Consider the following 14,603-nt stretch of genomic DNA (forward strand, 5'->3'; position numbering starts at 1 on the left):
AGCCGTACGGCCCGTTAAATCGAGCAGGTCAGGCATTCCTCGACGGACAGCTTTTTGGTGCGTGTGTAGTACAGCGACTTCAGGCCTTTGTGTGCCGCATACAGGTAGCAGCGGGCCAGCTCACGGGTCGTTACATCACTGTTCACGTGCAGGACGGTCGAGATACCCTGGTCGATATGGGGCTGGATTTCTGCAATCAGATCAATCACCTTGAACTGGTCCATTTGATAAGCGGATTTATAGTAGAACACATTGTCCGGCTGCAGATAAGGCATCGGATAATAGGTGGTCGAGTTAGCATAGGTACGGGTCTCAATCTGCTCTACAATCGGCATTACGCTGGATGTAGCATTCTGAATATATGAAATGCTCGCAGTCGGTGCAATCGCCAGACGGTAGGCATGGTACAGGCCGTTTTTCTTAACAGCTTCGCGCAGCTGCGCCCAGTCTTCCTGAGTAGGAATATAGATGCCTGCGAACAGCTCCTGCACTCTTGCCGTAACCGGCTGGTAATTAGTAGACACGTAGCGGTCAAAATAAACCCCGGTCGCGTAGTCAGACTCAGCATACCCGTAGAACGTTTCGCCGGTTTCAGCGGCAATTTCCATACTCTTTTCAATCGAGTGGTAGTTCATCGTCATGAAGAACGTGCGGGCAAAGTCGCGGGCCTGCTCGCTTTCATAAGCGATCTTGTTCTTGGCCAGGTAACCGTGCAGGTTCATGACGCCAAGGCCGACGGAGTGCATCTCCTTGTTCGCTTTGGCTACGCCCGGAGCATTGGAAATGGTGGTCATGTCGCTGACTGCGGTCAGGGCGAGCATGCCCTCATGGACGGATTCACGGATTTTGCCGTGCTGCATCACGTTCACAATGTTCAGGGAAGCCAGGTTGCAGCTGATATCGCGGCGGATCGCATCCTCCTGGCCATAGTCGTTAATCTCGGAAGTCTCCTGCAGCTGGAAAATCTCGGTGCACAGGTTGGACATTTTGACCTGGCCGACGTTCTTCAGGGCGTGAGCGTTATTGGCATTGCTCTTGTTCATAATATATGGATAGCCCGATTCGAGCTGGATCATGGCAATTTTGGTCAGCATGTCGCGTGCGCTCATGGCAACCTTTTTCTTCACACGCGGATCAGCGAGCAGGGTGTCGTACATTTCGTCGAGATCCATGTCATCCAGATGAGTGCCGTAAGCCTGGAAAACCGTATAAGGTGCAAATACATGAAGCGGCTGATTATCCTGCGCCAGCTTGTAGAAGCGGTTCGGCACGATCAGACCGATGGACAACGTCTTCAGGCGTGTCCGTTCGTCGGCGTTGATCTTTTTGCTGTCGAGGAATTCAAGCACGTCCCAGCCAAAAATATTATAGTAAGCCGCACCGGAGCCCTTGCGCTGGCCCATCTGGTCAGCATAGGAGAACCCGTCTTCCATCAGCTTCAGCACAGGCATGATGCCTTTGGCTGCATCCTCAACGCCTTTGATCGTCTCGCCGCGCGAGCGCAGCTTGGACAGGTTGACGGCAACGCCGCCGCCGATTTTGGACAGCTGCATGCAGGTGTTCAGCACATAGTTGATCGAGTTGAGCGAATCGTCCATCTCCAGCAGGAAGCAGGAAACCATCTCGCCGCGGCGGCTTTTGCCTGCATTGAGGAAGGTTGGTGTGGCCGGCTGCAGGCGCTGCTCCATCATCGAACGTGCCAGAGTACGGGCCGTTTCAACATTTCCGCGTCCCAGGTGCAGAGCTACTACCGCTACACGGTCCGGATAATGCTCGAGGTACTGCTTGCGGTCATTGGTTTTGACGGCATAGTCTGTATAGAACTTGGAAGCCGCCATATAGGAAGGAAAACGGAAATCATATTCATGGGCGATCCGGTAGACATCCTCCATCTCAGCTGCGCTGTAACGGTCATACAGATCCTCGTAATAGTCATTGGCAATCATATAATCAATCTTGGCTTTGGTGCTTGTAAAGGTCAAGCTGCGGCGCTCCACATCACGCATGAACTCCGCTACAGCCTCCTGGTCTTTATCGAGCTGGAAAAATCCGGTCTCGTCTCTCTTCATCAACATGTTATTCAATTCAATATGCCGCAACCCGGTTCACCTCCTGTTTAATTCGCTCCACATCGCCAAAAGTACCTGAAAGCTCGAATTTGCCGACTACCGGCACATTATATCGTTCTGCGATCAGATCTGCGCTATGGGCGTACAGCTCACCCCAGTTTTTGTTGCCGCTGGCGGCAATGCCTTTCAGCCTGGAATGGTTCCTCTCCAAAAAAGAGGACACCTTCTCTGGGATCTGTCCAAATCCGGTGGTGTATGTAACAAGCACGTAAGGCTCGTCGATCGTCATATGCTCTTCGATTTGTACAGCAGGCAGCTTCAGCTTGTTGATAAAACGTCTGACATTGCCGGTTTTGGAATCGTAAGCAATCAGCATAGTCGCTCTAACCTCCTATAACAATGGTTCTATTTATACTTCGCTAGTTGTATTCGGGTGTTCCGCTAGGTATATGAGTTTAACTACTATATACACTACATTTAGGTGACTTCAATCATATTAAACACTATATGTTGGAAAGTCAATAGATCAGAAAGCCCTTAGCGGCCCTCTGAAAGCCCTTCAGAAACGGTCAGGCCAAGCCCCGCCTGCAATCTGTTCTCTAAAATTTTATTCTAATTTTTAATATAGTCTGAGCCGTGCTGAAAAGAGGCCTTACGTACCCGGCATCCAAAAATCCATGCCTGTTCCGGCCTCCGTCTATGGTACAAGTAATCAAAAGCTTTCATAATAACGAAAGAAACCGCCAGAGATAAAGGATGAGAGGATGAAGGCCCGATGTTTGAAGTGCAAGAGCTGGACTGGCAGGGGCGCCGGCTGACGGTGTTCCTGCCCCCTTCCTATGCATTATCCCAAAAGCGTTATCCTGCAGTATATCTGCATGACGGCGCAACCTTAATGATGAATACCTTAAATTATATGTACAGGCTGTTCCGGGAGGGGCTGCTGGCCGAGCTGATCGTCGTCGGGATCAGCACCTCTTCCCGAAATGATGATTATACACCCTGGCCGGAGTCTGCTGCAACAGAAGGCAGACCGGCCTTCGGCGGCCGCGGGTCTGCCTATCTCGATGAAATCGCCGATGGCATCAAGCCTTACATCGATTCTGTCCTGAGGACAGCCCCGGAACCGGACAATACCGGGCTGATCGGCTATTCGCTGGGCGGCCTGGTGACGCTGCTGGCCGCTTACCGCCGGCCCGATGCCTTCGGGAGGTTCGGGATGCTGTCACCTTCCATATGGTATGAAGGGATGCTTAGCTACACAGAAGCTAACCCGCTGCCTGACCGGGGGCAGCGGCTGTATTTCTCTGTAGGCAACCGTGAGGGCGTATATAAGCAGAATATTCAGCGGCATGCCGTGCCCAGCACATTGCAGCTGTACCGCAACCTGAGGGGGCAGCTGGCTGATGAGCAGCGGCTGCGGCTCTCGATTGCCGACGGGGCTGCCCATGACCTTGCCTCTATGTCGGCGCAGTTTCCTGAAGCGCTGCAGTGGCTGTACGGAGCGGCTGACGGACAGGAGGCGGGGGCGCTGCGGGCCGGGATGGAGCCTGGGCTGATCTCACCTGTCAGTGCCTGCATGCTGCCGGGAACCGAGATGTGGGACATGACCTCCCTGTATAATGGCCTGACTTACCGGATCTTTGCCCATATCCCGCTGAAGCCCCCGCCGCCGGAGGGTTACCCGGTTCTGTACACCGTCGACGGCAATGCCTATTTCGCTTCCCTGAACGATGCGATGCGGCTGCAGACCCGGCATCCGCGGGGGCTTCCGTCCGGTATGGTAATCTCCATCGGTTATCCGGCAGACGGGCCGTTTGTGGCCGAGCGGCGCTTCCGCGATCTTACCCTGCCGGATGTACAGCAGGGTCTGCGTCCGGACGGCTCCCCCTGGCCGGTGAACGGCGGGGCGGATACCTTTCTCGACTTTATTGAGCTGGAGCTGATGCCGCTGATCAGCCGCAGATACCGCGTGGATCACTCCAGGGCTGCGCTGTTCGGACATTCACTGGGCGGCTTCTTCGCCCTGTATACGCTGATCCGCCGCAGCCGGCTGTTCAGCACTTATATCGCAGGCAGCCCGTCCCTCTGGTGGAAGGGCAGGGTGCTGTTTGATATGCTGCCGGAGCTGGAGGACAAGCTGCGCAGCGGGGAGCTTGCCTGCTCGCTGATGATCGGCATCGGCTCGGAGGAGGCCGGTATGCTGGAGAATGCCAGGGCCTTCCATGAGCGGCTGATCCCATATAACGGCTGCGGGCTCAGCCGGCTGTCCTATAAGGAATTCCAGGGCGAAGGACATATGTCTGTGCTGCAGCCGCTGTTCAGTCCGATGCTGCGCTTTGTTTTTGCAGCGGAAGGTGCTGAGCTCTGCATCTGAGAGTCTCCGGGAAGCTGTTCCATTTGACAAATCAGCAGTTTGCTTTATATTAGTAAGGGAGCGAGAGACCGTACTTATGCAAGCACAGGCTGGAACTACAACAATTGATGCTGCGCGGTGTTCCGGATTTTACCGGTTGCCGCGCTTTTCTTCTATATATAGGAGAAAAAAATGCCGTACAAAATGGTATGTATCGGGTGCCCGGCGGGTATCTTCTTAATATAGATCAGAGGTCAGGAAGGAGCGAATGCATAGGAAATGGGCAGTCTCCTAATTGCGTGGCTTTGTATGATATGTCTGTTTTTTACCTTCAGAGATAAGGTGAGCCGGAAAATTCTTTATCCTGTAGCGCTGGTCGTAGTGATCAGCACTTTGGGCTGCTGGACCATTTTAATGTAATTTTTAGCTTGCTATCAGCTTATTTTCAGGTAGATCCTTTATAGTGAATATACCAGACACCCCCCAGTGTTATATGGTACCCTGCAGGTCTTGCCAACTCCCATGGCAAGGCCTTTTTGTTTGCAACATAATATTTTAAAATAACAGTAATAATGTGATATTTTTCACAATAAAATATTTAGAATTGTTTTATATTGAATTTGAAATACTAAGGATAAGAATAATGCAGTTAAAAAAGGAGAATGATGATGAATCACGAAGGAAGTCTCCGCCGCGGTCTGGTGTTTGGCCTGTTTTTAAGTATTCCGCTCTGGATGTCAATGATCGGCTGGCTGCAGCTGTTATAATATTAAACCCACGCAAAGAACGAAGACTGTCTGCGGAGTGATCCGCGGGGAGTCTTTTTTACTTAAATCGGGAATATAATAATCTCAATAATAAGTAGTTCAAAACTACTAGAATGAAAATATTTTAAATACAACAATTTTAAGTAAATGAGTACGGGTATTCCTGAGCATGAGAGAGAATCAGTTGGAGAATAGATAGAATTATAGTGCTTTTCTGCATATAATCCGCCGTACAGGCTCTTTTTTGAAAAATTCCTAATGTTATTGGCAAAATATTATAAGGAATAGATTGACAATACAGAGGATCAGGGAATACACTGAGTTTAGTTCTAAAGTAACAAATGTCATAGACTATTTTCTCTATTACCAATTACATACCTTCTCATGTATAATCGCAAACCGCGCGAAAGTGCGGGACGCAAAGTCAGGAGTCTACAGCCTTTGAGAGAGGGCTATGATCGTCCGGCCGCCATGGAGCTTGTCTTCCTGGCGGTTTTTTTTATTTTTCAGGTGAAGGTGCTGCTATAACCAAAATTTATATCGCATCTTACGGGGGGATTATTAATGAAACGTAAATCTGTATTCAAATTATCTTTTGCACTGGCTATGTCTGCAGTCCTGCTGGTCGGCGGCTGGCTGGCTTCGGCCGGTCAGGGTGAAGTGAGAGCCGACAGTGCCCCCCTTCCGGGCGTTGCGGGTAAGTACAATGTGTTTATCCTTGGTGATCTCAAAGGCTACCATAGTGATTCTGAAGGCAGAATGGCTGCAGGCGGCAATATTACCCTTTCACAGGGCGGATATTCGGTAGGCCATAGCCTGAGTGCTGCGGAACGCTCAGAAATGGATTCGCTGGTGGCTGGCGGCAATCTGAGCTATGAGATGGGGGAAGTTAACGGTAACGCCGTGTACGGCGGCACTTATACAGGTTCAGGTAAACCGCGGGGCGGGACAGGAACCCTGCGGAAAGAAGCGAACGTTATTAACTTCGTCTCGGAGTTTGCCTTGCTCCGCGCTAAATCCCAGGAGCTTGCAGCTTTGACGGTGAACGGCAAGACTGAGGATAGCTATGGAAATATTAAATTGACCGGCACTGATCCTGTGCTGAATGTATTCTTGGTTTCAGGAAGCACGCTGACTGCCGCCAATGAGCTGCGGATTACTGCACCGGAGGGATCTACCGCTATCGTTAATATTGACGGAACTTCGGTCACGTTCAAGAACGGAAACGGGCTGACTGGCGTAAGCCAGAATAAGGTGCTTTATAACTTCCCGCAGGCAACGGCTCTGCGGCTGGAGAGTATCGGTGTAATGGGAACTGTGCTGGCACCAAACGCAGCGATTACCTTTAATAACGGGCAAATCAACGGGAGTATGATCGGTGCTTCCCTGGAAGGAAGCGGGGAATTCCATCATAAGCCATATACCGGCCGTGACAACGGAACCCCGGTAACACCAACAGCAACGCCAACGCCGGTTCCGACAAGCACAGCGACACCGGAGCCGACAACGGCACCGACAGCAACGCCGACGCCGGTACCGACAACAGCACCAACATCGACACCGACGGCAGCGCCGACAAGCACGCCAACGCCGGTACCTACTACAGCACCAACATCGACACCGACGGCAGCGCCGACAAGCACGCCGACGCCGGTACCTACTACAGCACCAACATCGACACCGACGGCAGCGCCGACAAGCACGCCGACGCCGGTACCTACTACAGCACCAACATCGACACCGACGGCAGCGCCGACAAGCACGCCGACGCCGGTACCTACTACAGCACCGACATCGACACCGACGGCAGCGCCGACAAGCACGCCGACGCCGGTACCGACTACAGCACCAACACCGACACCGACGGCAGCGCCGACAAGCACGCCGACGCCGGTACCAACAACAGCGCCAACACCGACGCCGACGGCAGCACCGACAAGCACGCCGACGCCGGTACCGACAACAGCACCAACACCGACGCCGACGGCAGCACCAACAAGCACGCCGACGCCGGTACCGACAACAGCACCAACACCGACGCCGACTTCAGGTACTCCGGCTACTGAAACGCCGGCAGCAACACCGACTTCAGGCACCTCTACAGCAGTACCGACAAGCGGTGTAACACCTGCTCCAACAGCACCGGCAACGGCTCTGCCGACGAGTGTAGTCGCTATTCCGGGCGGAACGCCGTTAACCCCGACCGGTCCGACTGTCATTGGAACGATAGTGACAGATGACGAACTGGCCATCGACGATAATCCTGTACCGCTTGGTCCAGGCGCAAGTGCAACGGCAGCCGCAGCTGGAGTGACAGTACCGCAGGCAACACCGGTGCCAAGTCCGACAGCCGGGCCGGGACCGGATGATGAAATTATTCTCGATGATGAAATTCCGCTGGGCGGTGTTACAGATCCCGGCACTACAGCAGCGGCAGCTGCTACATTGCCGCAGACCGGGGAATCGAGTCCCGCTCCGTATTACATTACAGGTCTGACGCTGGCCGCTTTGGGGCTGCTGTTAAGCAGAACCAGAACCGGCAAACGCAAAAGCTAGGAACAGTAAAGCCCGGCGGATGAACTAGAGATTCCGCCAGGAAGGCTTAAAGGCTGCTGCCGGAAGGGGTATAGCTCCGGGCAGCCTTTTTTATGCTGCTTTTCGCAAATGCCCATACGGCATGCTATACTTTGCAGACATTAGCAGCCGCAGGATATTAGGATATGGAACGGGCGGCTAACAAGCAGATGCTGATTGTAAGGAGGCGATACAGATGTGGATGATCATCATAGCAGCAATCATTATCATTGCAGCAGCCGGGCTGCTTTATGCCGGCTTTTTTTTCTACGGGGTGGCAATCCATCGTGCACCAAAAGAGTTTCTGGCTACCAGCCCGGATCTGAAGCTCGATCCGCCTGTTGCCGGGGCCTCCTGGGGTGAGGGGGCCGAGTGGGTTTCCCGCCAGCATTTCCGGGAGGTCCAGCTGGTATCGGATGACGGCCTGCAGCTTAAGGGTTATTTTCTTCCTTCTGAACGGGCAGAAGGCCGTACGGCTATTATTGCCCACGGTTATTCCGGAAAGGGGAAGGATATGGGGGCAATTGCCAAAATGTATCACGAGCGTCTGGGCTATAATGTGCTGCTACCGGATGCGAGGGGGCACGGGCAAAGCGAGGGCCATTATATCGGATTCGGCTGGCCGGAACGCCGGGATATGGTGAAATGGATTGCTTATATTCTGGAAGAGACCGGACCAGAGGCCCGGATTGTGCTGCATGGGGTATCCATGGGCGGGGCGACGGTGCTGATGACTTCGGGGGAAGAGCTTCCGGTACAGGTCAAGGCCATCGTGGAAGACTGCGGTTACAGCTCGGTGAAGGCGCAGCTGTCCTATCAGCTCCGGCGGATGTACCGCCTGCCGGGCTTTCCGTTCGTGCAGTGTGCCAGCCTGGTTACCCGGATCAAAGCAGGCTACTTCTTCGGGGATGCCTCCGCGCTCAGACAGGTGCGTAAGGCCAGGGTGCCGATCCTGTTCATTCATGGAGATGCGGACAGGTTCGTACCCTTTTACATGATGGAGGAGCTGTATCAGGCCTGCAGTGCCCCAAAGGAAAAGCTGATCGTGCACGGGGCTGGACATGGTCTGGCTTACGATACGGATAAGACGGGGTATATCGCCAGGGTAAGCGGCTTTGTGCAGCGGTATGTACCTTGATTCGGGGGGGGAATCCCCTGAAAAGTAGACGTGCCCGGTATCCGCTTGGCGCGGTTACCGGGCACTAATATGTTCCACACATGGACTGCTTCCTGCAACGTATAAGCAGCTAAACCATGTCTTATAGGTATATTCATCCCCCGCCGTCAGTGAGCGTAACGGGTGTCGTAATTCCTTGTTATTTCCAGCAGCCGTATGGCGAGAATAATCCTTCCAAAACGACAAGAGCCCTACCTCTCTCTTGTCCTTGCGGCTCCGTGGCCGCGCCAGTGTGAATCGGAATACTATGTTCGAATTTAATCTCATAAAAAGGAAGAGTCATGCAAGAAAACGTAAGAATTTGTGTCCGGATTGCCGATATTAAAAAGAAATAAAACAATCGGCCTGACATCTTCTTGAAGGGGATACATATACACCTAAACAAATATTCCTATATTATATCACGAAATATATATAAGTGCAAACATAAGTAGGAGCTGGGTAAGACCGGGGATGGGAGAGCTAATGAATATATACAGGGCATTTTTAAGAAAGCAGATTGGCAATTATTTATTCGGCTCCGTCATTGCGGTTATGGCGGTAGGCAGCCTGATCCTGCTTACTTCTCTGGAGATCAGCATGGTGGAGTACGGCCGGCTGCTGATTGTATTGCTGCTCTCATTCATTATAATGGCAGTTACGGAAATCAGTGTGTTCTTAAGGCAGATCAAGCCGATCCGGACGGCCCTGCTGGACCCGAAGCCTGCACTGGATGTGCTGGAGGCGGCCTATCTGCACACCCACGAGCTGCCCAGACATGCGGTTATGCGCATTCTCGGACCCCATCTTCTGGGGTTATCGCTGCCGGCAGCCCTGATGACCTTCTGGATGATTCACACCGGCCTGCTTACTATACCGTATTTTTACCTGGTAATGGCCATTGTCGGAGCTATACTAGTAGCCAGCATGCATGCATTGATCGAATTTTATCTGACCTGTTCGGCCATTATTCCGCTGATTAAGGAATTCAGAAACCGGGCAATGGAGCTGTACAATGTCGATTTCTCGCTGGAGGGTCATGTCTTTGTGCCCATCCGCCCGAAATTTCTGATTAGCTGTATGCTGATCGGCACGTTCCCGCTGTTTCTTTTTATTATGGCGACTCATATACGCATGAATAATACCGGAAGCGGCTTGCTGGTCGGATTCCAGAATTATTGGGTCTGGGCAGGAATGGTGCTGCTGATCGGCACCCTGTTCTCCTCGGTGGCAGCCCTCCTCTTGACCAACAGTGTGCAGCATCCGATTAACGAGCTGTATAAGGCTATGAACAATATCAAAGACGGACGCCTCCTGCAGGTGCAGGATGAATATTCCGATGAATTCTCCAAGCTGGTCGCCGGATTTAATATGATGGTGCGCGGACTGCAGGACCGTGAGCAGCAGAGCCGGCAGCTGCTGGACAGCTATTTTACGACGCTCGCCGTTGCTCTGGATGCCCGGGACTCTTATACTGCAGGCCACTCGCTAAGGGTGGCGGAGTATTCGGTTATTATCGGACAGCTGGCCGGTCTGACCGGTCAAAGCCTGGACGATCTGCGCAAGTCGGCGCTGCTGCATGACATCGGCAAAATTGGCGTACCCGATAACGTCCTGTTCAAGGAAGGCAATCTGACAGATGAGGAGTTCGATCAGATCAAGAGCCACCCGGTGCTCGGGGAAAATATACTGCGACAGATTGAGCCGGTGGAGAAAATGGCTCCGTATCTGGGCGGCGTGCGCTCTCACCATGAGCGTTACGACGGGAAGGGGTATCCCGACGGTCTGGGCGGTATGGACATTCCGCTGCACGGCAGGATTATTGCAGTGGCGGATGCCTATGATGCGATGACCTCGGACCGGCCTTACCGTAAGGGAATGGATCATGAGCAGGCGCTGGCTATTCTGGAGAAGGGGCGGGGCAGCCAGTGGGATCCGCAGTTCGCCGGGTTATTCCTGGCCTACTTCGGCAAAAATATACACAAGGACGAACGGGAATATCCGGGGCGTACCGGATAACAAGCACAGCAGTCGGTGTTCCCGGACCCATGCTTTTCAGGAGAAAGCGGATACCATCCAGATTATGGGGGTGTCCGCTTCTGCTTGCGTGCCTATTTTGTGAAACAGCTCTGTAAAACCGACAATTAACGACTACATTCATTGAAGGATTAAGGGCAGACCGTTATAATTATGAAGTCTGGTTTTTAATTAAAAAATAAGGAGAATTCTATGAAACGCGCAGATGTGCTGCTTATTTCCATCGTGCTGATTGCTGCGCTTGCCTTTCTCGTGCCAAGATGGCTGGGCGATGATAAAGGCGGGCCTGGCAAGAATCTCGTGGCCAATATAACAGTGGACGGCAAGCTGTTTAAGACTGTGCAGCTTACAAAGGAAGAACAGAGTATCGAAATCCGCACAGAGCGGGGCTATAACCTTTTAAAAGTGCATGACTACGGAATTGAAATGTATGAAGCGGATTGTCCCGATCAGGTATGTCTCGGTTTTGGCCGGATTACCCAGCCCAAACAGACCATTGTCTGTCTGCCGCACCGGGTGCTGGTAGAGATTGCAGGGACTTCGGGAGGAGATGAAATCGATGGCTATGTCCAGTAAGGAATCGGCAACAGTGCTGAAAAGAACGGTCATTATTGCGATATTTGCGGCCGTTGCTGTAGTGCTTAGTATAGTGGAAGCCCAGATACCGCTTGCCGGAATGGGACTGATGCCCGGCGCCAAGCTGGGCTTTGCCAACATCATGATTCTGACTTGTATTTTCTTTTTACGCGGGCGCGACGCTTTTGTACTGGTGATCCTGAAGACCCTGCTTACTGCATTCCTGCTTGGTACGTTCTCAAGCCTGCTCTTCAGCCTGTTCGGCTCCCTGCTCAGCTTCGTGGTCATGTTTCTGCTTGTCCGCTTCACCGGCAAAAGACTGAGTGTAATCGGAATCAGCATCGCCGGCGGACTTGCCCATAATACAGGACAGCTGCTGGCTGCATCCATGGTATTTAATTCTGCAAGCATTCTGTACTACCTGCCGATCCTGTTGATTACGGGGATTGTAACCGGGATTCTGGTCGGCTTTGCAGTGCGTTATCTGGTGGCTTCACTGTCAAAGATTTCGCTGTTTGAAGAGTTTTTGGACGGACGGAGCCATTAGCTGCGGAAGGATGACGAACATGAAGGAAACGAACATTGTAAATGAAACGGGAGAGACAGTCATCTCTCTGGATGGGGTGGCATTCGGTTACGATCCGGAGCACCCTATTCTGCATAATATTACGCTGTCGGTTCCCCGGGGACAATGGGTAAGCATTGTCGGCCCGAACGGCTGCGGCAAATCAACGCTCGTTAAGCTGCTGAATGCCCTGCTTCCCAAAAGCGCAGGGGAAATCGTAGTCTGCGGGCAGCTTCTGGAAGAAGAAACGATCGGTTCAATCCGCGGAAGCATCGGCATGGTCTTTCAGAATCCCGACAACCAGTTTATCGGGGCTACCGTAGAGGAGGATATCCTGTTCGGTCTGGAAGGATTGTGTTTATCCTATGAAGAGATGGACGAACGCCTGAAGCAGTATACAGAGAAGCTGGGAATCAGCCATCTGCTGTCCAAACATCCAGGTGAGCTGTCCGGCGGCCAGAAGCAGCGGGTGGCAATCGCCTCTATTCTAGCCATGAAGCCAGGCATCGTCATCTTTGACGAGGCCTCTTCCATGTTGGACGAGGGCAGCCGCAATGAGCTGCTGGTTATTCTGCAGGGGATGCGAGACGAAGGCTATACCATTCTGATGATTACGCATGATGCTGATGAGATTCTGGCATCCGACCGGGTGCTGGCCCTTCACGGGGGCAGCCTGGCGGCAGATGTAGCGCCGGGTGAGCTTTTCCGGGATCAGGAGCTTCTTGCCAAATGTCATCTGCGTGAGCCGTATCCCTGGCAGCTTGCCCGTGAATTACAGCGCTTAGGCATCAGGACGGATGTTCCCGCCAGTGAAAAGGAGCTTATAGATACGTTATGGCCATACAACTACAGCAAGTAAGCTATACCTACGCTGACCGGAGCCTGTGGAGGCAGACGGCGCTGCATGATATTAATCTTAGTATTGCCAAAGGATCCATGGTCGGAATCGCCGGGGCGACGGGCTCCGGCAAGTCTACGCTGCTGCAGCTGTTCAACGGGATTCTGAAGCCTTCCCAGGGGACGGTCCAGGTGCTGGATGTGACGATACAGGCGGGGGAAAAAGCGCCCAGGCTGCTGCCGCTGCGCCGCAGGGTCGGCCTGGTTTTTCAGTTCCCGGAGCAGCAGATGTTTGAAGAGACGGTTGAGAAGGATCTGATCTTCGGGCCGCTTAATTTCGGAATGAGCCCGGAGGAGGCCAAGGCGCGCGCCCGTCAGGCTATGACCGATATGGGATTGGATCTTGCACTGCTGGAGCGCAACCCGTTCCGGCTAAGCGGAGGACAGATGCGCAAGGCGGCCATTGCTTCCGTACTGGCGATGGATCCGGAGATTATTGTTCTGGATGAACCGACAGCGACACTGGACCCGCTCAGCCGGGCTGAGCTGATCGGACTGCTGGAGCGGCTATGCCGCGAGCAGGGCCGGACCATTATTATAGTAACCCACCGGATGGACGAGCTGCTGCCGTACGCTGATCACTGGGCGCTGCTGAAGGAAGGCGGGCTTGTTTTTCAGGGGAGCGGCCTTGCGCTTGCGCAAGACCCGGATATTCTGGAGCGCTGCGGTCTGAGTGTTCCGCAATCGCTCCGGTATTGGCATGCGGTTGCCCGGCGCTTCGGACTGGAGGGCGAGCAGCCCTGCCTGACTGCAGAAAGCCTGGCGGAGCGGATCGCTTTGCTGCAGGCTGAAGGAATGAGGGATAGCCATGAATGAACGTCTGCTGCTCGGGCGCAGCATAGAGACCGGCTCCTGGGTACATAAGCTGGATGCCCGGTCCAAAATAACCGGAATGCTGCTGTACCTCGCCATTATTCTGCTTTCGCATTCCTGGGCAGCCATGGGGCTGCTGGCGGTATTCTCCGTTCTGGTGATGCTGTCAACACGCATTCCGCTCAAATATTACATTAAATCGGCTAAGCCGTTGCGTTTTTTGATGCTGTTTATTTTTATTGTACAGATGCTCTCGGTAAAAGAAGGCGAAGCCTGGCTGACCTTAGGCTCCTTTTCGCTGTATGAGGGCGGTCTGCGGCTGGGGGCTTTTTCTGTAATCCGGATGCTGTTCCTGGTCACATTCACTTCCCTGCTTACGTTTACGACGACTCCGGGCAAGCTGAATCAGGGGCTGGAGGGTATTCTCTCTCCATTTAAGAAGCTTGGGCTGAAGCCTGACCGGCTGACCATGATGATCGGGCTTGCACTGCGCTTCATTCCGACAATTCTTGATGAATCGCAGATTATCCTGAAGGCACAGGCCTCCCGGGGTGCCGATCTGAAGGAGCTGCCGCTGAAGGAAAAGGGCCGGATGCTGGTATCGCTGCTTGTACCTGTAATCACAAGCGCCTTCCGCCGGGCACAGGATCTGGTCTATTCCATGGAGGCCAGAGGCTTCCGCATGGATGCGCCCCGTACCCGGTATCACCGCCTGAGGTGGGGCACAGCTGATACTTTATTTGTCGTAATGTTCATCATCATGGGAGTTGCAGTAGCAGTACTGTAATATTTA

The 14,603-nt window shown here is 53.1% G+C and carries 11 protein-coding genes and 1 riboswitch; of the genes, 9 read left to right on the plus strand and 2 right to left on the minus strand.

Annotation, left to right across the window (positions count from 1 at the left end):
• Positions 1-14: 14 nt before the first annotated feature.
• Both nrdE and nrdI read right to left on the minus strand, forming a co-directional pair.
• Positions 15-2,099, minus strand: a complete 2,085-nt coding sequence (gene nrdE, locus AC4G46_RS02415; protein ID WP_491126531.1) for a class 1b ribonucleoside-diphosphate reductase subunit alpha — start codon at positions 2,097-2,099, stop codon at positions 15-17.
• Positions 2,086-2,445: a class Ib ribonucleoside-diphosphate reductase assembly flavoprotein NrdI gene (gene nrdI / locus AC4G46_RS02420; protein WP_068723738.1), complete on the minus strand. Its 360-nt coding sequence runs from the start codon at positions 2,443-2,445 to the stop codon at positions 2,086-2,088. The genes nrdE and nrdI overlap by 14 nt, the downstream gene beginning before the upstream one ends.
• A gap of 399 nt (positions 2,446-2,844) precedes the next feature.
• On the opposite strand from nrdI, the gene AC4G46_RS02425 reads away from it, so the two are divergent.
• From AC4G46_RS02425 to AC4G46_RS02465, 9 genes are all read left to right on the plus strand, one after another.
• Positions 2,845-4,446 (plus strand): alpha/beta hydrolase, encoded by a 1,602-nt coding sequence (locus tag AC4G46_RS02425; protein ID WP_491126532.1) that lies wholly within the window; start codon positions 2,845-2,847, stop codon positions 4,444-4,446.
• A 1,129-nt stretch (positions 4,447-5,575) separates the two neighbouring features.
• Positions 5,576-5,666, plus strand: a riboswitch (cyclic di-GMP riboswitch).
• A gap of 90 nt (positions 5,667-5,756) precedes the next feature.
• Positions 5,757-7,748 carry a choice-of-anchor A family protein gene (locus AC4G46_RS02430; protein ID WP_491126533.1) on the plus strand — a complete coding sequence of 664 codons (1,992 nt, stop codon included), beginning with the start codon at positions 5,757-5,759 and terminating at the stop codon, positions 7,746-7,748.
• Positions 7,749-7,968: 220 nt separating this feature from the next.
• Complete coding sequence (locus AC4G46_RS02435) at positions 7,969-8,904, plus strand: alpha/beta hydrolase (RefSeq protein WP_491128771.1); 936 nt, start codon at positions 7,969-7,971, stop codon at positions 8,902-8,904.
• 504 nt (positions 8,905-9,408) lie between these two features.
• Positions 9,409-10,941, plus strand: a complete 1,533-nt coding sequence (locus tag AC4G46_RS02440; protein ID WP_491126534.1) for an HD domain-containing phosphohydrolase — start codon at positions 9,409-9,411, stop codon at positions 10,939-10,941.
• 210 nt (positions 10,942-11,151) lie between these two features.
• Positions 11,152-11,535, plus strand: a complete 384-nt coding sequence (locus tag AC4G46_RS02445; protein WP_068723743.1) for a NusG domain II-containing protein — start codon at positions 11,152-11,154, stop codon at positions 11,533-11,535.
• Entirely contained in the window at positions 11,519-12,082 is a 564-nt protein-coding gene (locus AC4G46_RS02450; protein ID WP_491126535.1) for a Gx transporter family protein, read from the plus strand. Before AC4G46_RS02445 ends, AC4G46_RS02450 begins: the two co-directional genes overlap by 17 nt.
• Before the next feature lie 19 nt (positions 12,083-12,101).
• Positions 12,102-12,959 (plus strand): ATP-binding cassette domain-containing protein, encoded by an 858-nt coding sequence (locus AC4G46_RS02455; protein WP_491126536.1) that lies wholly within the window; start codon positions 12,102-12,104, stop codon positions 12,957-12,959.
• A complete protein-coding gene (locus AC4G46_RS02460; RefSeq protein WP_491126537.1) occupies positions 12,935-13,813 on the plus strand; it encodes an energy-coupling factor transporter ATPase in 879 nt (292 codons plus the stop codon). The genes AC4G46_RS02455 and AC4G46_RS02460 overlap by 25 nt, the downstream gene beginning before the upstream one ends.
• On the plus strand, positions 13,806-14,597 hold the full coding sequence (locus tag AC4G46_RS02465; protein WP_491126538.1) for an energy-coupling factor transporter transmembrane component T family protein: 792 nt from the start codon (positions 13,806-13,808) through the stop codon (positions 14,595-14,597). Before AC4G46_RS02460 ends, AC4G46_RS02465 begins: the two co-directional genes overlap by 8 nt.
• Positions 14,598-14,603 lie beyond the last annotated feature (6 nt).

The sequence above is a fragment of the Paenibacillus sp. fava2 genome, assembly GCF_058313675.1.